This is a genomic window from Chromobacterium piscinae, from assembly GCF_021129175.1.
GTDB classification, from domain to species: domain Bacteria; phylum Pseudomonadota; class Gammaproteobacteria; order Burkholderiales; family Chromobacteriaceae; genus Chromobacterium; species Chromobacterium piscinae.
Map to the genome: position 1 here is coordinate 1 of NZ_JAJOHV010000129.1, position 22,258 is coordinate 22,258.

The following is a 22,258-nucleotide window of genomic DNA, read 5'->3' on the forward strand; positions in this document are numbered from 1 at the left end:
TTCCAGCTCGGGCTGCCCGCGCTGGACGCCTTCCCGCGCAAGCTGTGGGCGCGGCTTGCCGGCCGCCGCGCCCGGGCCTTGTCGCTGACGGGGCTGAACTACCCGGACCCTGCGGGCTATCCGCCGCTGCGCGAGGCCATCATCCACCACCTGGCCCTGTTTCGCGGCATCCAGTGCTCCGCAGATCAGATATTCATCACCAGCGGCTTCCAGGCCGCGTTGGGGCTGGCGGTGCATGCCCTGCTGCGCCCCGGCGATCCGGTCTGGATGGAAGACCCCGGCTACTTTCGCGCCAGCGGCGCGCTGCGGCTGACCGGCGCCAGGCTTGCCCCGGCGCCGGTGGATCGGGATGGATTGCGCGTGGATGAGGCGATCCGCCGCGCTCCCGACGCGCGAATGGCCTACTGCACGCCCTCCCATCATTCGCCGCTGGGCGTGGCCCTGTCGCTGCCGCGCCGGCTCGAGTTGCTGGACTGGGCCGCGCGGCGGCAAGCCTGGATCGTCGAGGACGACTACGACGGCGAATTCCGCTACGACGGCCCGCCGCTGCCCGCCTTGAGCAGCCTGGACCGTTCCGGCCGGGTACTCTACATCGGCAGCTTCAGCAAGACCTTGTTTCCCGGGCTGCGCCTGGGCTATCTGGTGGCGCCGCCCACCGAGGCGGCGCGCTTCGCCGAGGCCTGCAATCTGCTCTCCCCCGCGCCATCCATTCTTGATCAGGCCACGACGGCCGATTTTCTCAGCCAGGGGCACTTCGCCCGCCACATCAAGCGGATGCGCGCGCTGTACGCCCAGCGCCGCGCCGCGCTGGCCGCCGCCTTGCAAGCCGAATGCGGCGCGCGGCTGCGGCTGGACGGCCAGGCGGTCGGCCTGCAACTGACCGCCTGGCTGCCCGACGGCGAAGACGACCGCGCTGCGGCGGCTCGCCTGAACGCCAGAGGCCTGGCCGGCCAGCCGCTGTCCGCCTTCAGCCTGGAGGGCGGCCATCCTCCGGCGCTGCTGCTGGGCTTCGCCAACGTGCCGGCCGAGCAGGCGCCCGCGCTGGCGCGGCGGCTCAGGGAGGCGCTGGACGCGCGCTAGGCATGGGACTATCCGGCTTCTGATATAATTGCCGCCTCCTCATCAACACCGCTCTTTACACGCCGCATGACCACCGCCCCGCTTCTGGCCGAACTCAAGGCCGCCCTGTCCTCCTGCCTGATCCGCGACCGCCACATCCTGCGCCGCAAGCTGACCGACGCCGCTGAGCGGCAGAAGAGAAACCAGCCCGCCGACAAGCTGCTGGCGGACATCGCCGGCCAGGTGGAACGCTCGCGCAGCCGCGCCGATGCGCGCCGCGCGCATCTGCCCAAGCCCCAGTTCGACGACGCGCTGCCGGTCAACCAGAAGCTCCCCGACATCAAAAGCGCGATCGACAAGAACCAGGTGGTGATCATCTGCGGTGAGACCGGTTCCGGCAAAACCACCCAGTTGCCCAAGATCTGCCTGGAGCTGGGCCGCGGCGTGTTCGGCCTGATCGGCCACACCCAGCCGCGCCGGCTGGCCGCGCGCTCGGTGGCGACGCGGATCGCGCAAGAGCTGGGTTCGACGCTTGGCGAGCATGTCGGCTTCAAGGTGCGCTTCACCGACAAACTGTCGGAAAAATCGGTGATCAAGCTGATGACCGACGGCATCATGCTGGCGGAAACGCAGACCGACCGTTACCTGGAAGCGTACGACACCATCATCATCGACGAGGCGCATGAGCGCAGCCTGAACATCGACTTTCTGCTCGGCTACCTGAAACAGCTGCTGCCGCGCCGGCCGGACCTGAAGATCATCATCACCTCCGCCACCATCGACGCCGACCGCTTCTCCAGGCACTTCGACGGCGCGCCGGTGATCGAGGTGTCCGGCCGCACCTACCCGGTGGAAGTGCGCTACCGGCCGCTGAAGCAGCGCGATGAAGACGAGCGCGAGATGGAGATGGAGGACGCCATCGTCGACGCGGCGGACGAGCTGTCGCGCCAGGGGCCCGGCGACATGCTGGTGTTCCTGCCCGGCGAGCGCGAAATCCGCGAAACCGCGGAAAAGCTGCGCAAGTCCGGCATCCGCGGCTACGAGATCCTGCCGCTGTTCGCCCGGCTGTCCAACGAGGACCAGCAAAAGATTTTCAAACCGTCCGGCGGACGCCGCATCGTGCTGGCCACCAACGTGGCGGAAACCTCGCTGACGGTGCCCGGCATCAAGTACGTGATCGACACCGGCCTGGCGCGCATCAACCGCTACAGCCCGCGCGCCAAAGTAGAGCAATTGCAGGTGGAGAAGGTGTCGCAAGCGGCAGCCCGCCAGCGCGCCGGCCGCTGCGGCCGCGTCGAGTCCGGCATTTGCGTGCGCCTGTACGCCGAGGACGATTTCAACGCCCGCCCGGCCTTCACCGACCCGGAAATCGTCCGCTCCAACCTGGCGGCGGTGATCCTGCGCATGGCCGCGCTGCGGCTGGGCAAGGTCGATGAATTCCCCTTCCTGGAGGCGCCGTCCAGCCGGCTGGTCGCCGACGGCTACCAGGTGCTGACCGAGCTGGGCGCCGTCAATGAGATGGGCGAGCTGACCCCGGTGGGCAAGGAGCTGGCGCGCATCCCGGTGGACCCGAAAGTGGGCCGCCTGCTGCTCGCCGGCCGCGACTTCCACTGCGCGCGCGAAGTGCTGATCATCGCCGCCGCGCTGTCGATACAAGACCCGCGCGAGCGGCCGTTCGAAGCTCGCGACGCCGCCGAAAAAGCCCAGGCGCGCTTCAATGACGAAAAGTCGGACTTCCTGTCCTTCCTGCACCTGTGGGATTTCTTCGCCGACGCGCTGAAGAACAAGAAGACCAACCGCCAGTTGGTCAACGCCTGCCACGACCACTTCCTGTCGTATATGCGCATGCGCGAGTGGCGCGAGCTGCACGCGCAGTTGGCCGAGATCGCCAGCGAGCTGGGCCTGATCACCCGCGACGAAGCCCATGCCGACGCCGAACAGCCGGACGCGCAGATGTCGGTCAAGAAACGCCAGCAAGTGGACGCCGTCGCCTACGAAAACCTGCACAAGGCGCTGGTGACCGGCCTGATCGGCAATATCGGCATGAAAAATCAGGAAGGCGACGACTACCAAGGCGCGCGCGGCGTCGCCTTCCACGTCTTCCCCGGCTCCGGCCTGAAGAAGGCCAAGCCCAAGTGGCTGGTGGCGGCCGAACTGGTGGAGACCACCCGCCTCTACGCCCGCTGCGTGGCCAAGATCGAGCCTGAATGGGTGGAAAAGCTGGCGCCGCACCTGGTCAAATACCATTACTTCGAGCCGCATTGGGAAAAGAGCCGCGGCGAAGTGGTGGCCAGCGAGCGCGTCACGCTGTACAGCCTGACGCTGATCCCGCGCCGAGCCGTCAGCTACGGCCGCATCGCGCCGGAAGAAGCGCGCGAGTTGTTCATCCGCGGCGCGCTGGTGAATATGGAATACGTCAGCAACGCGCCGTTCTTCCAACGCAACCAGCAGCTGATCCGCGAGGTGGAGCAACTGGAGCACAAGGCGCGCCGCCAGGACGTGCTGGTGGACGAGGAAGCGCTGTACGCCTTCTACAGCGAGCGCATTCCGGCCGAGGTGGTAGACGCCGCCAGCTTCGAAGCCTGGCGCAAGGAAGCGGAAAAAACCGAGCCCAAGCTCCTGCACCTGACCCGCGAAGAGCTGATGCGCCACGCCGCCCAACACGTGACTGAAAACCAGTTCCCGGAATGGCTGGAGCTGGAGGACGGCAAGCTGAAGCTGCGCTATCGCTTCGAGCCGAAACACCCGCTGGACGGCGTCACCATCGATGTGCCGCTGGCCATCCTGAACCGCCTGACGCCGGGGCCGTTCGAATGGCTGGTGCCGGGCATGATCCGCGACAAGCTGCAGCAGCTGATCAAGGGCCTGCCGAAGCAGATCCGCCGCTGCTGCGTGCCGGTGCCGGACTTCATCACCCGCTTCCTGCTGACCAACCCTGACCTGCGGCAGCCGATCGCGGCGCAGCTGGCGCGCTTCATCCTGCGTGAGACCGGCGGCGTCAAGGTGGGCATCGACGAGTTCAACAAGCAGGAATTGCCTGAACACATGTTGTTCAACTTCCGCGTGATCGACGACGGCAAGCAGGAAATCGGCATGGGCCGGGATCTGGCCGCGCTGCAAAAGCAGTTCGGCCAGGCGGCGCAGCTGACCTTCCGCGACACCAGCGCCGAATTCGAGCGCGACGACGTCAAAGCCTGGGACTTCGGCGAGCTGCCGGAAAGCATACAGTTCGCCCGCGGCCGCCAGCAGCTGACCGGCTACCCGGCGCTGACGCTGGAGGAAGACCGCGTCGCCATCCGCCTGTTCGACACCCAGGCCGTGGCGGAAAGACATCACCGCCAGGGCGTGGTGAAGCTGCTGCAACTGCAATTGAAAGAGCAAATGAAGCAGCTCGGCAAAGGCCTGCCCGGCATGACGCAAATCGGCCTGCAGCTGCGCGCGGTGGCCAACGCCGACGACCTGCTCGCCGACGCCATCTCCGCCATCTGCGACCGGGCCTTCATCGGCGAGGACGCGCTGCCGCGCAATGAAAAGGCCTTCAACGACCAGAAGAACCGCGCCCGCACCCGTTTGCCGGCGGTGATCCAGGCGGTGGCGCAGTACCTGCAGCAGATCGCCGCCGAATATGTTCCGCTGGGCAATAAAATGCAGAAGCACAAGCTGGGCCATGAACTAAAACAACAAATGGATAAGCTGGTCTACAAGGGCTTCCTGGCCGCCACGCCGTGGAGCCAGCTACCTCAGCTGCCGCGCTACATGAGGGCGATGAGCATGCGCATGGACAAGCAGCCGGCCAATCCGCAACGGGACGGCCAGCGCGGCGCGGAAATCCGCGAGCTGTGGCAGCAGTGGGAACAACGCGTGGCGGAGCAACAGGAACAGGGCGAGGCGGCCCCGGCGGTGCTGGACTTCCGCTGGATGCTGGAAGAGTTGCGCGTCAGCCTGTTCGCCCAGGAGTTGAAAACCCCGTACCCGGTTTCGGTCAAGCGGCTGCAAAAAGTCTGGAACGAGTTGCCGCGATAGTCGAGATTGAGTACAGCTTGCAATGACATTGAATTATCATGCAGTGAATTTTCACGTCGCAAGCGACTATCGACATGACCGTTGACTCTGGCAAGAAACCGACCAAGGTTTCTTCATCAATGTTGTCCATCGGCAAGGAACTGCCGGTGGACGTCTATTCCAAAAGCGGCTTCCTGCTGCTCAAGCGCGGCCATTACGTGCTGACGCCGGAGCAGAAGCAGAAACTGGTCAGTCTGGGCTTCGCCGAAGCCAAGGCCGAGGCCAAGCCCACAGAAAAACCCAATCTGAACGACGACAAGAAACAATCGCTGTTCGAGGACATCGCTTTCCTGCAACAGCGGGTGCGCAGCGCGCTGCACCATGCGCTGGTCACTCGCAACTTCGAAGCCAAGGTGATGGAGATCGCCCAGTCGCTGATCCAACTGGCTGAGAAATACCCGGACGCGCTGATCGCCTCCATCTTCCTGGTGCCGTTTTCCGAGTACAGCGTCGCCCACTCGCTGCACGCGGCGGCGCTGCTGTCCATCTTCACCCGCCACATCACGCTGCCGCCCAAGCATCGCGAAACGCTGATCTGCGCGGCGCTGACGATGAACATCTCTCAGGTGGAATTGCAGAACGAGCTGTTTGGCCAAGCCTCCCGCCTCGATGAAGACCAGCGCCGGGCGATACTCGACCACCCGATCATGAGTTCGGCCATCCTGCGCGAAGCTGGGGTGGAAGACCAGCTGTGGCATACGCTGGTACAGACTCACCACGAATCCTGGCGCGGCAACGGCTACCCCTTCGGCCTGCCCAGGGAGCAGATTCTGCCGCCCGCGCACATGCTGCACCTGGCCGACATCACTTGCGCCAAGCTGCTGCCGCGCCGCTACCGCCTGGCGTTGTTGCCGGCCACCGCGCTGGGGCAGATCTTCCAGCGCAAGGACAACGAGTTCGACCAGGCCTTCATCACCATGCTGGTCAAAGAGCTGGGCATCTACCCGCCCGGCAGCTTCGTGCGAATCGCCAGCGAGGAAATCTGCGTGGTGATCTCAGCCGGCGCCAAGCCCAGCGAGCCGCTGGTGGCGGCCATACGCCGCGCCGACGGCCCGCCCTTCGGAGAGCCCCTGCTGCGGGACACCAGCAAGCCGGCGCATAAAGTCACGGCGCCCTGCCACGCCAGCGAGGCCAAGGTGCGGGTGTCCTTCCTCGCCCACCTGTGGAAAAGCTGACCTCCTTCGTCATCCAATCTTAATATTTTGGTATTTTGGCAGAAATACCTTAAAAATATCATCTGTGCGCATTTTTACTAAAATAAGGTATTCCGTGATGCGCACTTTCACTCTCGGCGCCGGCCTGCTGGCCGCGCTGGCCCTTGCCGCCTGCAGCAGCGGAGGCGGCGGCAACGCCGCCCGCTCCCAGGACAACGCAGAAGCCCAGCCCCCGGCTGCGGTCGCCAAAAATGTCATCTTCTTCCTCGGCGACGGCATGGGCATCGCCACCACCACCGCCGCCCGAATCTACGCCGCCGGCGAGGATGGCCAGCTGACGATGGACACGCTGCCGGAGTCCGGCTTCGTCAAGACCTTCTCCAACGACGCCCAGGTCACCGACAGCGCGCCGTCGATGTCGGCTTACATGACCGGCGTCAAGATGAACAACGAAGTCATCTCGATGTCCACCGACACCGTGGCCAAATCGCCCACCGCCGACCTGACCTCCAGCTGCGGCGCCGGCAACGGCAAGCCGGTGTCGACACTGCTGGAGCTGGCCAAGGCCGGCAAGCGCGCCACCGGCGTAGTCACCACCACCCGCGTCACCCACGCCACGCCAGCCGCCACCTATTCCCACGTCTGCCACCGCGACGCCGAATCCGACATCGCCGCCCAGCTGGTGCCCGGCGGCGCGCAATACAACGCCGCGCTGCAGGACGGCGTGGACGTGGTGTTCGGCGGCGGTCGCCAGTTCTTCCTGCCCAAAACGGCCGGCGGCAAACGCGCCGATGGCCGCGACCTGGTGGCGGAGCTGAAGGCCAAGGGCTATGGCTACGCCGCCGACAAGGCCGCGTTCAGCGCCATCGACCCAGCCAAGACCCAGCGCGCCGTCGGCCTGTTCACCAGCAGCCACATGAGCTACGACCTGGACCGCGACCCGAACAAGGAGCCCAGCCTGGCGGAGATGACCACCAAGGCCATCGATCTGCTGGCAAACCGCAGCGATAAGCAAGGCATGTTCCTGATGGTAGAAGGCGGCCGCATCGACCACGCCCTGCACGAAACCACCGCCAAGAAGGCCCTGCAGGACACCGTGGCCTTCGACCAGGCCATCCAGGCCGCGATCAGCGCGATGCAACAGAAAGACCCCGGCCTGAAGAACACGCTGATCGTCGTCACCGCCGACCACGACCACACCCTGGTGCTGAACGGCTACGCCAAACGCACCGGCAAGACCGCGCCGGGCAATCCGGGCGTGCTGGGCCTGGCCAAGGACTATGTCAGCGGCAAGAACCTGACCGACGCCGACGGCATGCCCTACTCCATCATCGGCTTCGGCAACGGCGAAAACCGCGTCGCCGGCGCCCGCAGCGCGGCCGCCGCGCTGACCGACGACGCCGTCTCGGCCAACGACTACCACCAGGAAGCGGCGATACGGATGCCGGCCGGCGGCGAAACCCACGGCGGCACCGATGTCTACATCGGCGCCATCGGCCAGGGCGCGGACAGCATCCACGGTTTCCTGGAAAACATCGAAGTGTTCGGTCTGGTCAAGAAGGCCGCCGGCCTGTAAGCGCATTGGAGAACAATAAAATGAAAACCGCGATGAAAACCCTGCTGGCCGCCGCTGTGCTGGCCGCGCTGCCCGCCATCCCCGCCCACGCCGCCGGCGAGGCCAAGAACGTGATCTTCTTTCTCGGCGACGGCATGGGGCCGGCCACCGTCACAGCTGCCCGCATCTACCAGTACGGCGAGAGCGGCAAGCTCAATATGGAGAAGCTTGATCGCACCGCGCGCATCAAGACCTTCTCCAACGACGCGCAAACCACCGACAGCGCGCCGTCGATGTCGGCCTATATGACTGGCGTGAAGATGAACAACGAGGTGATCTCGATGTCGTCCGACACCCGCGCCGTCGAGCCCAACAGCGACGGCACCGGCAACTGCGGCAGCAATAACGGCGCGCCGGCCGCCACGCTGCTGGAGCTGGCCAAGGCCAAAGGCAAGGCCATCGGCGCGGTCACCACCACCCGCGTCACCCACGCCACGCCGGCCGCCACCTACGCCCACGTTTGCCACCGCGACGCGGAGTCCGACATCATCGCCCAGGCGGTGCCCGGCGGCGCCGGCTACAACGCCAAGCTGGGCGGCGGCCTGGACGTGCTGATGGGTGGCGGCAGCAAATTCCTGCTGCCCAAGGCCAGCGGCGGCAAGCGCGGCGACGGCCGCAACCTGCTGCAGGAATTCGCCGCCAAGGGCTATCCGGTGCTGCAGACCGGCGCCGATCTGGCCGCCTTCGACGCCAAATCCGCCAGCCGCGTGGTGGGAATCTTCGGCAAGGACCACCTTGAATACGAGCTGGACCGCGTCAAGAACAAGGTGGACCAGCCCAGCCTGGCGCAGATGACCGCGGCGGCGATAGACGTGCTGGCCAAGAACGGCAACGGCTACGTGCTGATGGTGGAAGGCGGCCGCATCGACCACGCGCTGCACGGCACCAACGCCAAACGCGCGCTGGTGGACGCCGTCGCCTTCGACGACGCGATCAAGACCGCATTGGCCAAGGTGGATCTGAACAACACGCTGGTAGTCGTCACCGCCGACCATGACCACACCATGACCATCAACGGCTATTCCAAGCGCGGCAACCCCATCCACGACATCTCGCGCGGCTATGTCGACGGCCAGCCGTCCAAGGACGCCGATGGCGCCGTCTACACCACGCTGGTCTTCGGCAACGGCCCCAACCGCAAGCCGACCCGCGTATCGGTGGATTCCGCCGCCGCCATCGCCGACGACTACCAACAGGAAACCGGCATCCGCCTGTCCAGCGAAACCCACGGCGGCGGCGACGTGATGCTGATGTCCGGCGGCGTCGGCAGCAAGGGCTTCAAGGGCGTGATGGACAACACCAGGGTGTTCGGCCTGGTGAAGTCCGCGCTCGGCCTGTAATCCCTCCCGCGCGCGGCCGCCCGGCCGCGCGCTTCGCTTTGAAAGATATCGATGAAAGTCTTGTCTCTCGCCGCACTGGCGCTCGCCGCCCAGCAGGCGCTCGCCGCCCCGCCCGATCTGCAGGCCGTCGTCCGTTACGAAACCGTCAGCCAGGGCGCCGACGGCGTCGAGAAAACCGTCCGCTACAGCGAACGCTGGGTGCGCCAGAACGGACATGCCTGGCGCGAACGTCTGAACGCCGGCGCGCCGCACCGACACGACGACGACGGCCACCAGCACCTGGACTTCGCCGCCGCCCCGCGCCACGTCTGGCGGGACGCCAATGGCGAGCTGAAAGTGGAATTCGTCCACTCGGCCAAGAAGGAAAGAATCGTCGTCGAGCCGCGCGAATGGCGCGACGCCGGCTTCGACGGCTCCTGGGAGCGAGCCAGCCAGTTAGTGGACATGGCCAAGATGCGCGGCTTCGCCAGGAAATCCGGCAGCACGGACGCCGTGGTCTATAGCAAGGCCGGCAAGACCTTGCGCTGGAGCGAGCGCTGGCAGATGCCGCTGCAGGTGTCGCTGCGCTCGGCCGATGGCCGTCAGCGCGAAACCATCACTGTGGAGCCGCAACCGCTGCCGGACGGTTTCGTCCCGCCCTGGCGGCGCAGCGCCGGCTGGCCGGCGCGCGACTACCTGGATACGCTGGATTAGGCTTGGGCGTAACGCGCCGGCGTCTCGCCGGTGTGTTGGCGGAAAAAGGCGATGAAGGCGCTGTCGCTGGCGAACTCCAGCCGCTGCGCCGTCTCGCCGGCGCTTGTCCCGTCGGCCAGCAGCTCCATCGCCCGCAACAGGCGCCACTGCTGGCGCCAGGCCTGGTAGCTCATGCCGGTGTCGCGGATGAAGATGCGGCTGATGGTGCGCTCGCTAGCCCCCACCTGATCCACCAGCTGGTTCAGCCGCGGCGGCAGCTCGCCGCGATGCACGCTGTCCAACCAGGCCGCCAGCCTGGCGTCGGTGGGAAACGGCAGCCGCCAGTTCTCCCCCCGCGCCGCCTGCAGTTCCTCGCCGAACACCGCCAGCAGGCCAGCCTGCTTTTCGACGGGCCAATCCCACGGCCAGAACGCCATCCGCTCTATCACCTCGCGCAGCAACGGATTGACCTCCACCACCTGCAAGGGCGGCGCGGGAAACGGCAGCTCGACGGCGAAATACAGCGAACGATAGGCGACCACGCCGCGCATCAGCACCCGGTGCGCGGTGCCGGCCGGAATCCAGGCCGCACGGCTGGGCGGAAGTAGGCACAGCGTGTCCGCCAGCTCAATGGTGATGCAGCCTGCGGCGGCGAACAGCAGCTGGTGGCGGCGGTGGCAGTGGCGGCCGGAATCGTGCAGGCCCATGTCGGCGGCGATGCCTATCACCGGCGCGTCGAAACCGTCGGCGTCGAATTTCTGTTCGGCCAAAATCAAAGCCATATGTCCGATTTCAAATAGATAAAGTCCTTATCATTGTAATCAGACAATTTTCCTTTCTCTAGACTGGCGGCCGTCAAGAAAGAAAGGAAAAAGCAATGAAAACGACGACCCGTCCGGCGCTATGGCTGCTGACGGCGCTGATCACGTTCCCGCAACTGGTGGAAACCATTTACAGCCCGGCGCTGACCGACATCGCCTCCGCCTTCGGCGTCAGCCAGACGCGCGCTTCGCAAACGCTGTCGGTCTACTTCCTGGCCTTCGCCGCCGGCGTCGCGCTATGGGGCTGGCTCAGCGACGCGCTGGGCCGCCGTCCGGCGATGCTGTTGGGGCTGGCCTGCTACGGCGCCGGCTGCGCGCTGGCGCTGGCCGCCCCCGATTTCGACACCCTGCTGCTGGCGCGGATGATTTCCGCGCTCGGCGCGGCGGCCGGCTCGGTGGTGGTGCAGACTATGCTGCGCGACAGCTACGATTCGATCCGGCTGGCGCGCGTGTTCTCGCTGCTGGGCGCGGCGCTGGCCTTGAGCCCCGTGCTGGGTCTGGTCAGCGGCGGCTGGTTGGCCGGCCATTTCGGCCACCAAGGCGTGTTCGCCGCTCTGTTGCTGCTCGCCTTCGCGCTGTTGGCGCTGGCGGCGCTGCGGCTGCCGGAAACCCGCCCGCTCGACACGATCCGCCCCGACATGGCGCGGCTGGCCGGCCGGATGCTGCGCGACGCCGAGCTGTGGCGCAACGCGATGCTGGTGGCGTTGTTCAACGCGATGCTGTTCAGCTACTACAGCCTGGCGCCGTTTCTGTTCGAGCGCCAAGGCTGGAGTCCAAGCCAGTTCGGCTGGTCCGGCGTGGCGCTGGCCGCCGCCTCGCTGCTGGGCAGCCTGCTGAACCGCAGGTTGCTGGGAAGCGGACGGCAGCCGGCGCTACTGGTGCGGGCCGCCTGCCGGCTGGCGCTGCTGTCCGGTCTGGCCGCCTGGCTGCTTGGAGATTCGGCATGGATACTGCTGCCGGTCACCGGCGTGGTGATCTCCTTCGGCATCGCCATTCCCAATGTGCTGAGCCAGGCGCTGCGCCACTACCGCGAACAGGCCGGCGCCGCTGGCGCCTTGTTCGGCCTCAGCTATTATCTGTTGCTGAGCATGATGCTGGGCCTGGCTGGCCTGGCGCAAAACCTCGGCTTGGCGCTGAGCGTCTGCGCCGCCGCCACGCTGTTGTGCCGGTCGCCGAAGTAGTTCGAACGCGCCCCGGCTGAAACGCAAGCTAGGCCTGAGCGCTGCCGCATCCAGGATTCCGGGCGGAAAGCCCATATGCTTTCCGCCCGTTCATCGCGCCTATCGCCATTCCATCCCCAGCGCGGCGCATTCCGTCGCAATCCCGTATCGCGGCGCCAAGCGGCAACCTAAAGTCAGGCTACACACAGACACGGGAGAATCGCATGAACCGGCACAATCACTCGGAAGCGTTGGCAGACCTCAACGCCGCCTGCCACAAAATAGCCATCTATTGGCGGCTGTATGTGGATTGGCTGATGGAAGTCGGCTGGGGGCGCCTGGCGCTGTTATCCCTGCTCACCCTCATCCTGTGCGGCATGCTGATGCTGCCGGGCCTGGCGACACTGCTGATACTGGTTTCCATCTTCGTAAAGATCTTTGCCGGCCCGCGCCGCGCTGCACAGGCGCTGCCAGACAAATCATAGGAATGACCGAACACGCTATCCTCCGCAGTCCTGCGCCGTTGTTGAGGTGAAATGGGAAAAGCCTTGCCACGCCAGGCAAGGCTTTTACATTTACGCCGACGGCCCGCCATTGCCGGTAAAGCTCAAGCTCCCGGCCTCATGCGGTAGTAAAGCAAACCGATATATTCGCGCAGCAAGGCATGGCACTCCTCCATCGCCTTGCCGCTGGGAAGGTAGCGGCGGAACGCCGAGCCTTCATTACGGATGAAGCCAGTCGGGGCCGGCAGCACTTGCAGGCCCTGGCGCTGGAAGAACGGCACCGCGCGCGCCAGATGCCAACCCTGGCTGACCAGCGCGACTCGCGTCGCGCCATCCGCCTTCAACATCGCAGCCGACAAGCGCGCGTTGTCCAGCGTGGTGTCGGAACGGTCCTCCACCCAGCGCGCGCGGATGCCGTAATCATCGCGTAGCGCGCGCGCCATCACCGCGCCCTCGGGTTCGCCGCCCAAGGGCGCGCCGCCGGTCGCCAACACTGGCTTGCCGCTGTGACGCGCGAGATAGGCGGCGTAGCGCAGCCGCGCCAGCGTGTCGCCGCTGGGCGCGTTGCCGCCGAACTCCGGCGCGGCCCGCTTGCCGCCGCCCAGCACCACGATGGCGTCGACCGCCGACAAATCGGCCGGACGGATGGGAGGATAGCGCTCCACGCCCTGCGCCAGCCACACCGCCGTCTGCGGAATCGACAGCAGATAAGTCAGCGCCACGCCAAAAGCCAGCAGCAGCCGGCCGACATGCTGCCAGCGCCGGATCAGCATGGCGCCGGCGACGATGGGCAAAAGATTGAGCACCGGCGGCAGCAGCAACGCCCCCAGCAGGCTGTGCCAAAAAACGGTCTGGCTGAGCATGGTTTTCCCTTGTCGAAATCGAATGGCGTCCCGCGCCGCGGGCGCGCCTTGCATTATTTTTCGCCAGTCAGCCCCGGCACAGGCTCGCCGGGCAGCCAGCGGCGATAGATGGCGGCAAAGCTGCCGTCCCGCTTCATATCGTCCAGCGCCTTCTGCCAAGCCCTGACCACCGCATCGGAAGTCTTGGGCGAAAACGCGATATAGCCCGAAGTATGAATGAAGGTGTAGGCCTTGCGCACGTCGGCGGGTTGATAGCCCAGCTGCTTCAGCTGCGTGGGCATGGTGGTGTTCTCGCTGGCGATGACGTCTGCCCGGCCATGCATCAGCATCGACACCATCTGATTGGGCGTGACGATGGCGTTCAGATTGGAAAATCCCTGCGCCGACAACATCAGCTGCAGATACCAGTCGCGCACTACCAGGATCTGACCGAGCTTTCTGGCATCGTCCAGCGAAACCAGCTTGAGCTTGCTGTCGCGCCGGACGAAGAAGCTGCCCAGCGTGGTGGTGACCGGCCCCACCCACTTGAACAGACGCTCTCGCTCGGCGATCCGATTGGTGTTGAACAGCGCCGTGTTTTCCTGGGTTTGCGCCAGTTTGTAGCCACGGGCCCAGGGCATGACGGTAATCGGATCATGGCTGCCTACCCGGCGCTGGATTTCCTGCACCACCTCGACCACCAAGCCGGCGGGCTTGCCGTTCTGGCTGAAAGTAAGTGGCGGATCATCCTCGGTCAGGATGCTCAGAGGCGGCAATCCGCCAGCCTTCGCCGATAGCGCCAGTACGGTGGACAGCGCGGCGAACAGCAGGCGGAAGCGGCTCATGGCGATCTGCGCGATAGGAGGGTATGTCTTGAATTTAGCGAAGGAAGGCTCTTTACTCAATCCGCAACGGATGCGCGGCTCCGGCCGCCATCGAACATCAGCATTTGATCATGTGCGCGGCCGCCACACCCGAGCGAGGTCCATGCCACTGTCGCGGCTAGGCAATATCTATAAAAACGCCGGCGCGCCGCGCCTAGCCATCCGCAACAAATCATGAGCTTGGCCCCGAGTCTGCCTGGTTGCTTACGGCAAACCGGACAGCATGCCCGCCCGACGCCGCCAACCATCGAGATGCCGGGCGGATACCGCTCGCGCGCGCCATGCAAGGCCGTCCGGCCTGGCGTGCGCGTCCATGGTTTGTCGTTATACTCGAATCACGCAGACCAAGCCGCATCCGCGGCGGCAACCATGGAGGGAGGCGATGGCCAGCTGGAAATACACGTTCATGCTTATGGTTTCCCTATCCTTCCCCACCGGCGCGGCTCGAAGTGCCGACACCCTGGCGCTGGCCGCCTCCGAATATCCGCCCTATATGTCGTCGCAAATGGCGGACGGCGGCGTGGCGGTGGCCATCGTCCGCGAAGCCTTTCGCCGCGCCGGCTATTCCGCCAAAACCATTTACCTGCCTTGGGCCCGCGCGGTCAGCGAGGCGCGAGATGGCCACCTGGACGGCATCGTCGGGCTGTGGACCACGCCAGAGCGGCAACGCGCCTTCCTGTTCTCCCAGGCCTTCCTCGACAACCACATCGGCTTCTTCAAACGCCGCGACAACGCCATCCGCTACCGCACGCTGTCCGACCTCAAGCCCTACACCATAGGCATCGTACGCGGCTACGCCAATTCCGAGGCCTTCGACTCCGCCCGGCTGAAAACCGACGAAACGCTGAGCGACGCCAGCAATCTGGCCAAGCTGGCCGCGCATCACATCGACCTGGCGCTGATAGACCGCGGCGTCGCCAACTACCTGCTGGACGGCAGTCTGGCCGCTCTCGCGCCCAAGCTGGAGTGGCTTCCTCCCGCCGTCGTCGTCTACCCGATGCACCTGGGCATCGCCAAGCGGCAGCCGCAGTCGGCAAAACGCATCCAGGACTTCAACCGCGGCCTGGATGCAATGCGGCAGGACGGCACGCTGGGCAAAATGCTGAAGGAAGCGAGAATCTGAAAACCCATCCATGGTCTTCGCGGTCAGGCAGGTGCGAAGGGCGGGACGCATCGGATATGCATTTGCGTCTCGCCAGCCCGGCTCGGGCAGCCGCATACAAGATCATAAGGCCGGACGGGCGGCCGAAAACGAAAATCCCCCGCGGGCAAAGCCGGCGGGGGATTTGGTGACTTAGGCGAAACTCACTCGCCCAAGTAGGCGTTGCGCACGCGCTCGTCGTTGAGCAGCTCCTTGGCGTCGCCGCTCATGGTGATGCGGCCGCTTTCCATCACGTAGCCGCGCTGCGATACCTCCAGCGCCAGCTTGGCGTTCTGCTCCACCAGCAGCATGGTCACGCCCTGCTTGGACACCATCTGAATGATCTCGAAGATCTTCTCGACGATGATGGGAGCGAGGCCCATCGACGGCTCGTCCAGCAGCAGCAGCTTGGGCTTGGACAGCATCGCCCGCCCCATCGCGACCATCTGCTGCTCGCCGCCGGACAGGGTGCCGGCCAGTTGCAGGCGGCGCTCCTTCAGGCGCGGGAACAGTTCGTAAACGTGTTCGATCTCGCTCTGGATGGCCGCCTTGTCGTTGCGGTAGTAGGCGCCCATCTGCAGGTTTTCCTCCACCGTCAGCTTGGCGAACACGCCGCGGCCTTCCGGCACCATGGCCAAGCCGTGGCGGACGAAATCATGCGACGGAATCGACGCCACGTCCTTGCCGTCGTAGACGATGCTGCCGCCAGACTTCTTCACCATGCCCACCAGCGTCTTCAGCGTGGTGGTCTTGCCGGCGCCGTTGGCGCCGATCAGCGTGACCAGCTCGCCCTGGTCGATGTGAAAATCGATCCCCTTGACCGCCTGAATGCCGCCATAGGCCACTTGCAGGTTTTTGACTTCCAGAATGCTCATGCGTGGGCCGCTCCCAGGTAGGCTTCGATCACTTTCGGATTGCGGCGCACTTCTTCCGGCACGCCCTCGGCGATCTTCTTGCCGTAATCCAGCACCGCGATGCGGTCGCACAGACCCATCATCAGCTTGACGTCGTGCTCGATCAGCAGCACGGTGACGCCGCCGTCGCGGATCTTGCTCATCAAGGCCTTCAACTCTTCGGTTTCGCGCGGGTTCATGCCGGCGGCCGGCTCGTCCAGCGCCAGCAGCTTGGGCTCGGTGGCCAGCGCGCGGGCGATCTCCAGACGACGCTGGTGGCCGTAGGACAGGTTGCGGGCGCGCTCCTCGGCCACGTCGGCGATGCCCACGTATTCCAGTAGTTCCCAGGCCTTGGCCTTGATCGAGCGCTCCTCGTCCATCGTGCCCTTATCGCGCAGCACCGCGCCCAGCGCGCCCGCCTTGGAGCGGATGTGGCGACCCACCATCACGTTCTCCAGCGCCGTCATCTCGGCGAACAGGCGAATGTTCTGGAAGGTGCGGGCGATGCCGGCGGCCACCACCACGTGCGGCTTCTGCTGGAACAGATCGTGGCCGTCGAACGCGAACTTGCCCTCGTCCGGCACGTACAGGCCGGTCAATACATTGAACAAGGTGGTTTTCCCGGCGCCGTTCGGACCGATCAAACCGTAGATCTCACCCTTGTTGATCGTCAGGCCCACATCGTTCAGCGCGTGCAGACCGCCGAAACGCTTATGGATGCCTTCGATTTTCAGCAAAACTTCAGCCATGATTAACCTTTCTGCGCAGCCGCTTCTTCTTTGGCGTGCTGGAACTCAGCCTTGCGGCGCTTGGATGGCCACATCCCTTCCGGACGGACCAGCATCATCACCACCATCGCCAGGCCGAACAGCAGCATGCGGGCGTTCTCGGGGTCGATCAGCATGCGGCCTACGGTCTTCATCTGCAGCGGACCAATCACATCGCGCAGGATTTCCGGAGCGATGGTCAACACCACCGCGCCCAGGATCACACCCGGGATATGGCCCATGCCGCCCAGCACGATCATGGCCAGGATCATGATGGACTCAAGCAGGCTGAACGACTCCGGCGACACGAAGCCCTGGAAGGAGGCGAACAGACCGCCGGCCACGCCGCCGGACAAGGCGCCCAGGCCGAAGGCCAGCAGCTTGATGTTGCGGATGTTGATCCCCATCGCCGCGGCGGCGATGTCGTCCTCGCGCAGCGCCACCCAGGCGCGGCCGATGCGGGAGTGCTGCAGACGCCAGGCCATGATCACCACCAGCACGGTCAGCGCCAAGAACAGGTAGTAATACAAGTAGACGTTGTGGAAGCTCAGACCGAACAAATCAATGGTCTGGCCCAGCGACGCGCCGCCGATATGGATCGGATCGATCAGGTTGATGCCCTGAGGGCCGTTGGTGATGTTGATCGGCGAGTTCAGGTTGTTCATGAAGATGCGCACGATCTCGCCGAAGCCCAGGGTCACGATGGCCAGGTAGTCGCCCTTTAGCTTCAGCACCGGAGTGCCCAGCAACACCCCGCCCAGCGAGGCGCAGGCCGCGCCCAAGGGGATGGTCAGGAAGAACAGCCAGTGGATGTCGAAGTGCGGCGAGCTCAGCAGCGCGTAGGTATACGCGCCGATCGCGTAGAAGGCGATGAAGCCCAGATCCAGCAGGCCAGCGAATCCCACCACGATGTTCAGGCCCAGCGCCAGCATCACGTACAGCAGCGCGAAGTCGATGATGCGCACCCAGGAATTGCCCAGCGTGCCGCCAACCAAGAAGGGCAGCACGGCGAGGAGGACGGCGCAGGCGGCGAAGACCGCCATTTTCTTGCCGGTGCTCAGATGGTTCAGATCCATGTCTCTCTCCTCCGGATCAGGCGCGGTCGGCCATTTTTTCGCCCAGCAGGCCGGACGGACGGAAGATCAACACCGCGATCAGCACCATGAAGGCGATGATGTCCTGGTAGTTGGAGCCGAGGAAGCCGCCGGTCAGCGAGCCAATGTAGCCGGCGCCCAGGCTTTCGATGATGCCCAGCAGGATGCCGCCGGCCACCGCGCCGCCCAGGTTGCCGATGCCGCCCAGCACCGCGGCGGTGAACGCCTTCAGACCGATCATGAAGCCCATATAGTAGTGGGCCTGCTCGTAGTTGGTGGCCACCATCACGCCGGCGATCGCGCCCAGGCCGGAGCCGATGACGAAGGTGGCGGAAATGATGGTGTTGACGTTGACCCCCATCAGGCCGGCCACGGCCGGATTCTGGCTGGTGGCGCGCATCGCGCGGCCAAGCTTGGTCCTCTCCACCATCAGCAGCAGGCCGGCCATGATGGCCAGGCACAGCACGATGATCACGATCTGCAGCTTGGTGATGCTGGCGCCGAAGATGGTCACCACGTCATGGTCCAGAATCTGCGGGAAGGGAATGTAATTGCGGCCCCAGATCAGGATGGCGACCTGTTGCAGCACGATGGATACGCCGATGGCGGTGATCAGCGGCGCCAGGCGCTGCTTGCCCCGCAACGGACGGTAGGCGATGCGCTCGATGGTGAAGCCGAGCAACATGCAGGCCGGAATGGCCACCAGCAGGCCGATCAGCACCAGCGCCGGCCCCGGAAGGTTGATGCCCATGCCCATCAGGGTGGTGATGACGGTGATGGTGACCATGGCGCCGAACATCACCACTTCGCCGTGGGCGAAGTTGATCAGGCCCATGATGCCGTACACCATGGTGTAGCCCAGCGCGATCAGCGCATAGATGCTACCCAGAACGAGGCCGTTCAGGATTTGCTGCAGAAAAATGTCCACGTTTAGAGATCTCCTCTGATTGTCTACCCGGCAGCTTTGCGGGATGTCTCCTCTTATTGACTGCTGCCTGTTTTACTGCCTGGGACGCGCCATTTTTCTGGCTTCTGTCCGACAGGCGAACCGATTATCACCATGTATCCAATCGACTGTCAATTGCGAATAGTCGTCTCAAAAACAGCCTGTGAAACAGTCTTTTAAGATCAATTTATCCATTTGATTTCAAAAGGATTTTCACTATTTTCTTCATGTGGAAATTTACTATAGACCCGACTTGGCAAAACTCTTTCCCTTTTACCGCCGATTTTACATTTCGGTCATATTTGCCATTCTTTTTATTCACATTCGAACAGGCCTCTCGCGTTCCGTACACCCATTGCGAACAAACACGCATGAGCATCATTCATTTGCATACAATCTACAGTACCACTTGCTATCCATTTTCCCGCCATCGCCGGCAGGAAGAAAATTTCTTGCGAAACAGCCCGCCCCTCTGCGACTTCCTGCCGGCGACGATTCAAATATGCAACATCCATGCCAATTCTTACCATAGTCCCGCATTTGGAATAGCCGGCAAACAATTTGTTAACAGCCGCTAAATCCGCGGACGAGAAAAAACCCGCGCCGATACTGCCGGAGCGGGTTGCGATACGGAAAACGCGGCTCAGGCCAGCTGGAAGGGATAGACGCTGCCCAAGCCCAGGATGCGGGTCAGTTCGTCCAGCGCGCCGCGGCATTCGGCCAGCAGCTGCGGATCGGCCAGATCCTCGGGCGCCAGCCGGTCGCGGTAATGGCGCTCCACCCAGTCGTTGAGCGTCGCGAACAGCGCGTCGCTCATCAGCACTCTGGGATTCACCGCCGCCAGCTCAGACTCGGTCAACGCCACGCGCAAGCGCAGGCAGGCCGGGCCGCCGCCGTTCTGCATGCTCTGCTTCAGGTCGAACGCCCTGACCTCGTCGATCGGGCCGCCGCTGGCGATAAGCTTTTGCAGATAGCTCCACACCCGCTCGCTGTTGCGGCACTCTTCCGGCACCACGATCAGCATCTTGCCGTTAGGCTTGGACAGCAGCTGGCTGTTGAACAGATAGCTCTTCACCGCTTCCTCCACCGTCACCTCGGCTCGCGGCACCTCGATGGCGGTGAAGCGGCCGCCGCGGGCCGCCAGCTTGCGGGCGATCTCGTCCAGCACGTCGGCCTGGTTGAGAAAGGCCTGCTGATGGTGGAACAACACCTCGCCGTTGCCGACCGAAATCACGTCGTTGTGGAACACGCCGGCGTCGATAGTGTCCGGGTCTTGCTGCGCGTACACCACGCCGGCCTCGGCCAGGCCGTGCAGCCTGGCTACCGCTTGGCTGGCCTCCAGCGTCTGCCGCGCCGGAAACTTGGCCGGCTTCGCGTAGCGCATGTCGAAAGCCGCCGCGCCGAACACGAAAAACTCCACGCCCGGCTGGCCGTAGTCGGCGCAGAAGCGGGTATGGTTGGCCGCGCCCTCGTCGCCGAAGTGCATCTGCGCCGGCAGCGCCTCATGCACCGCGAAGCGCGCCTCGTCGGCGAACATCGCCCGCAGCACGCGGCCGGTGGTCGGATGCTCGATCGAGCGGTGGAACTTGTTGTTCAAATTGGCCGGCGTGAAGTGCACGCGGCCGTCGGCGGTGTCGGCAGACGGGCTGACCGTGGCCGCGTTGGCGGTCCACATGCTGGACGCGGACGTCGCCGCCGCCAGGATGGCGGGCGCTTCCTTGGCCGCGCGGGCGATCACCTCGGCGTCGCTGCCGCCGAAGCCCAGCCGGCGCAAGCTGGCCACATCGGGCCGCTCCTGCGGCGCCAGCACGCCCTGCTTGAAGCCCAGGTCGTGCAGCGCCTTCATCTTCTGCAGGCCCTGCTTTGCGGCCAATTTGGGATTGGACGCCGCGCTGACGTTGTTGGTGGAGGCGACGTTGCCGAAGGACAGGCCGCTGTAGTTATGCGTCGGGCCGACCAGGCCGTCGAAATTCACTTCATAAGCATTCATCGTCTTCCCCTCACAGCACGATGCCCGGCGACAGCTGGGCCGGCAGCGCCAGGCTGTCGCACTCCAGGGAGGCCACCGGATAGGCGCAGTAATCGGCGGCGTAATAGGCGCTGGGGCGATGATTGCCGGACGCGCCGATGCCGCCGAACGGCGCGGCGCTGGACGCGCCGGTCAAGGGCTTGTTCCAGTTGACCACGCCGGCGCGCGATTCCAGCCAGTAACGGTCATACAGCTCGCGGCTGTCGGACAGCACGCCGCCGGCCAGGCCGAAGCGGGTGTCGTTGGCGATGGAGATGGCCTGGTCGAAATCGGCATAGCGGATCACTTGCAGCAACGGGCCGAAGAATTCTTCGTCCGGGCGGACAACGGCCGTGGTGTCGACGATGCCCGGCGTCAGCATCGCCGCGCCCTCTTCCACGCGGCGCATCGTCAGCAGTGGCTTGCCGCCGCCGGCGACCAGCTCGTCCTGCGCCTTGAGCAACGCGTCGGCGGCGGCGTTGGAGATCACCGCGCCCAGGAAGGGCGCCGGCTCGGCGTCGAACTTGCCGACGCGCAGCTTGCCGGCCACCTCGACCAAGCGGGCGACGAAAGCGTCACCCCACTCGCCCTGCGGCACCAGCAGGCGACGCGCGCAGGTGCAGCGCTGGCCGGCGGAGACGAAGGCGGACTGGATCACGTGGTGCACCGCGCCGTCCACGTCGGCCACCGGGCCTACGATCAGCGGATTGTTGCCGCCCATTTCCAGCGCCAGGATCTTGTCCGGGCGGCCGGAGAACTGCTTGTGCAGCAGCGCGCCGGTGGCGGAGCTGCCGGTGAAGAACAGGCCGTCCAGGCCGTCATGCCCAGCCAGCGCCACGCCGGTGTCCTTGGCGCCCTGGACCAGGCCGATCACGCCGGCCGGCAGGCCGGCTTCGGCCCACAGCTTGACGGTTTCCTCTGCGGTCCACGGCGTCAGCTCGGACGGCTTGAAGATCACCGCGTTGCCGGCCAGCAGCGCCGGCACGATATGGCCGTTCGGCAGGTGGCCAGGGAAGTTGTACGGGCCGAACACCGCCACCACGCCGTGCGGCTTGTGGCGCAGCACCGCCTGGGCGTCGCCCATCGCCGCGGCGCGTTCGCCGGTGCGCTCGGCCAGCGCCTTCAGCGAGATGTCGATCTTGCCGACCATGGTGGCGACTTCGGTGGTCGCCTCCCACAGCGGCTTGCCGGTTTCCTGGGCGATGACGCGGGCCAGCTCGGCCTTGCGCTCGGTCAGCAGCTCGCCGAAGCGACGCACCACGGCGGCGCGCGCGTCGAGACCGGCGCGGGCCCAGGC

18 protein-coding genes are annotated in these 22,258 nt (G+C 65.1%); 9 read left to right on the plus strand and 9 right to left on the minus strand.

The features are described from left to right. The 6 genes from pdxR to LQR33_RS22795 form a co-directional block, all read left to right on the plus strand. Positions 1–1,080, plus strand: a 1,080-nt coding sequence (pdxR, locus tag LQR33_RS22770; protein WP_231470549.1) for a MocR-like pyridoxine biosynthesis transcription factor PdxR, incomplete at its 5' end; no start/stop codon positions are given. Positions 1,081–1,146: 66 nt separating this feature from the next. Further along, entirely contained in the window at positions 1,147–5,082 is a 3,936-nt protein-coding gene (gene hrpA / locus LQR33_RS22775; RefSeq protein WP_231179739.1) for an ATP-dependent RNA helicase HrpA, read from the plus strand. A 74-nt stretch (positions 5,083–5,156) separates the two neighbouring features. Continuing rightward, entirely contained in the window at positions 5,157–6,296 is a 1,140-nt protein-coding gene (locus tag LQR33_RS22780; RefSeq protein ID WP_166440890.1) for an HD-GYP domain-containing protein, read from the plus strand. A gap of 97 nt (positions 6,297–6,393) precedes the next feature. Further along, positions 6,394–7,851 carry an alkaline phosphatase gene (locus LQR33_RS22785; RefSeq protein WP_231470551.1) on the plus strand — a complete coding sequence of 486 codons (1,458 nt, stop codon included), beginning with the start codon at positions 6,394–6,396 and terminating at the stop codon, positions 7,849–7,851. A 20-nt stretch (positions 7,852–7,871) separates the two neighbouring features. Beyond that, positions 7,872–9,230: an alkaline phosphatase gene (locus LQR33_RS22790; protein WP_231470553.1), complete on the plus strand. Its 1,359-nt coding sequence runs from the start codon at positions 7,872–7,874 to the stop codon at positions 9,228–9,230. A gap of 51 nt (positions 9,231–9,281) precedes the next feature. After that, on the plus strand, positions 9,282–9,923 hold the full coding sequence (locus LQR33_RS22795; RefSeq protein WP_231179733.1) for a hypothetical protein: 642 nt from the start codon (positions 9,282–9,284) through the stop codon (positions 9,921–9,923). Here LQR33_RS22795 and LQR33_RS22800 read toward each other — a convergent pair. Then, positions 9,920–10,684 (minus strand): AraC family transcriptional regulator, encoded by a 765-nt coding sequence (locus LQR33_RS22800; RefSeq protein ID WP_221665086.1) that lies wholly within the window; start codon positions 10,682–10,684, stop codon positions 9,920–9,922. The two genes, LQR33_RS22795 and LQR33_RS22800, sit on opposite strands and share 4 nt — an antisense overlap. A gap of 95 nt (positions 10,685–10,779) precedes the next feature. On the opposite strand from LQR33_RS22800, the gene LQR33_RS22805 reads away from it, so the two are divergent. Both LQR33_RS22805 and LQR33_RS22810 read left to right on the plus strand, forming a co-directional pair. Next, on the plus strand, positions 10,780–11,904 hold the full coding sequence (locus tag LQR33_RS22805) for a multidrug effflux MFS transporter (protein ID WP_221665087.1): 1,125 nt from the start codon (positions 10,780–10,782) through the stop codon (positions 11,902–11,904). 203 nt (positions 11,905–12,107) lie between these two features. Beyond that, entirely contained in the window at positions 12,108–12,368 is a 261-nt protein-coding gene (locus LQR33_RS22810; RefSeq protein WP_221666912.1) for a hypothetical protein, read from the plus strand. Between the two features lie 122 nt (positions 12,369–12,490). Here LQR33_RS22810 and LQR33_RS22815 read toward each other — a convergent pair whose 3' ends face one another. Together LQR33_RS22815 and LQR33_RS22820 are read right to left on the minus strand one after the other, a co-directional pair. Continuing rightward, positions 12,491–13,249 (minus strand): YdcF family protein, encoded by a 759-nt coding sequence (locus tag LQR33_RS22815; RefSeq protein WP_221665088.1) that lies wholly within the window; start codon positions 13,247–13,249, stop codon positions 12,491–12,493. Between the two features lie 53 nt (positions 13,250–13,302). Then, on the minus strand, positions 13,303–14,073 hold the full coding sequence (locus LQR33_RS22820; RefSeq protein WP_166440883.1) for a substrate-binding periplasmic protein: 771 nt from the start codon (positions 14,071–14,073) through the stop codon (positions 13,303–13,305). A 445-nt stretch (positions 14,074–14,518) separates the two neighbouring features. On the opposite strand from LQR33_RS22820, the gene LQR33_RS22825 reads away from it, so the two are divergent. Continuing rightward, positions 14,519–15,235: a substrate-binding periplasmic protein gene (locus LQR33_RS22825; RefSeq protein WP_221665090.1), complete on the plus strand. Its 717-nt coding sequence runs from the start codon at positions 14,519–14,521 to the stop codon at positions 15,233–15,235. Between the two features lie 182 nt (positions 15,236–15,417). Here LQR33_RS22825 and LQR33_RS22830 read toward each other — a convergent pair whose 3' ends face one another. The 6 genes from LQR33_RS22830 to astD form a co-directional block, all read right to left on the minus strand. After that, a complete protein-coding gene (locus LQR33_RS22830) occupies positions 15,418–16,128 on the minus strand; it encodes an ABC transporter ATP-binding protein (RefSeq protein WP_011135058.1) in 711 nt (236 codons plus the stop codon). Next, complete coding sequence (locus tag LQR33_RS22835; RefSeq protein ID WP_166440881.1) at positions 16,125–16,895, minus strand: ABC transporter ATP-binding protein; 771 nt, start codon at positions 16,893–16,895, stop codon at positions 16,125–16,127. The genes LQR33_RS22830 and LQR33_RS22835 overlap by 4 nt, the downstream gene beginning before the upstream one ends. Positions 16,896–16,897: 2 nt before the next feature. Next, positions 16,898–17,989 (minus strand): ABC transporter permease subunit, encoded by a 1,092-nt coding sequence (locus LQR33_RS22840; protein WP_166440880.1) that lies wholly within the window; start codon positions 17,987–17,989, stop codon positions 16,898–16,900. A gap of 16 nt (positions 17,990–18,005) precedes the next feature. Further along, positions 18,006–18,935 carry a branched-chain amino acid ABC transporter permease gene (locus LQR33_RS22845; RefSeq protein ID WP_166440879.1) on the minus strand — a complete coding sequence of 310 codons (930 nt, stop codon included), beginning with the start codon at positions 18,933–18,935 and terminating at the stop codon, positions 18,006–18,008. 661 nt (positions 18,936–19,596) lie between these two features. Next, the gene (astB, locus tag LQR33_RS22850; protein WP_231179729.1) at positions 19,597–20,943 is read right to left on the minus strand and encodes an N-succinylarginine dihydrolase; all 1,347 of its coding nucleotides are present in this window, start codon (positions 20,941–20,943) and stop codon (positions 19,597–19,599) included. Between the two features lie 10 nt (positions 20,944–20,953). Then, positions 20,954–22,258 (minus strand): succinylglutamate-semialdehyde dehydrogenase (astD, locus tag LQR33_RS22855; protein WP_231470555.1); only part of this gene is annotated, 1,305 nt, incomplete at its 5' end.

Bases quoted from the DNA above. Each gene is read 5' to 3' on its own strand.
- hrpA (WP_231179739.1), top strand. From the start codon at position 1,147: ATGACCACCGCCCCGCTTCTGGCCGAACTCAAGGCCGCCCTGTCCTCC.
- LQR33_RS22780 (WP_166440890.1), top strand. From the start codon at position 5,157: ATGACCGTTGACTCTGGCAAGAAACCGACCAAGGTTTCTTCATCAATG.
- LQR33_RS22785 (WP_231470551.1), top strand. From the start codon at position 6,394: ATGCGCACTTTCACTCTCGGCGCCGGCCTGCTGGCCGCGCTGGCCCTT.
- LQR33_RS22790 (WP_231470553.1), top strand. From the start codon at position 7,872: ATGAAAACCGCGATGAAAACCCTGCTGGCCGCCGCTGTGCTGGCCGCG.
- LQR33_RS22795 (WP_231179733.1), top strand. From the start codon at position 9,282: ATGAAAGTCTTGTCTCTCGCCGCACTGGCGCTCGCCGCCCAGCAGGCG.
- LQR33_RS22800 (WP_221665086.1), bottom strand. From the start codon at position 10,684: ATGGCTTTGATTTTGGCCGAACAGAAATTCGACGCCGACGGTTTCGAC.
- LQR33_RS22805 (WP_221665087.1), top strand. From the start codon at position 10,780: ATGAAAACGACGACCCGTCCGGCGCTATGGCTGCTGACGGCGCTGATC.
- LQR33_RS22810 (WP_221666912.1), top strand. From the start codon at position 12,108: ATGAACCGGCACAATCACTCGGAAGCGTTGGCAGACCTCAACGCCGCC.
- LQR33_RS22815 (WP_221665088.1), bottom strand. From the start codon at position 13,249: ATGCTCAGCCAGACCGTTTTTTGGCACAGCCTGCTGGGGGCGTTGCTG.
- LQR33_RS22820 (WP_166440883.1), bottom strand. From the start codon at position 14,073: ATGAGCCGCTTCCGCCTGCTGTTCGCCGCGCTGTCCACCGTACTGGCG.
- LQR33_RS22825 (WP_221665090.1), top strand. From the start codon at position 14,519: ATGCTTATGGTTTCCCTATCCTTCCCCACCGGCGCGGCTCGAAGTGCC.
- LQR33_RS22830 (WP_011135058.1), bottom strand. From the start codon at position 16,128: ATGAGCATTCTGGAAGTCAAAAACCTGCAAGTGGCCTATGGCGGCATT.
- LQR33_RS22835 (WP_166440881.1), bottom strand. From the start codon at position 16,895: ATGGCTGAAGTTTTGCTGAAAATCGAAGGCATCCATAAGCGTTTCGGC.
- LQR33_RS22840 (WP_166440880.1), bottom strand. From the start codon at position 17,989: ATGGATCTGAACCATCTGAGCACCGGCAAGAAAATGGCGGTCTTCGCC.
- astB (WP_231179729.1), bottom strand. From the start codon at position 20,943: ATGAATGCTTATGAAGTGAATTTCGACGGCCTGGTCGGCCCGACGCAT.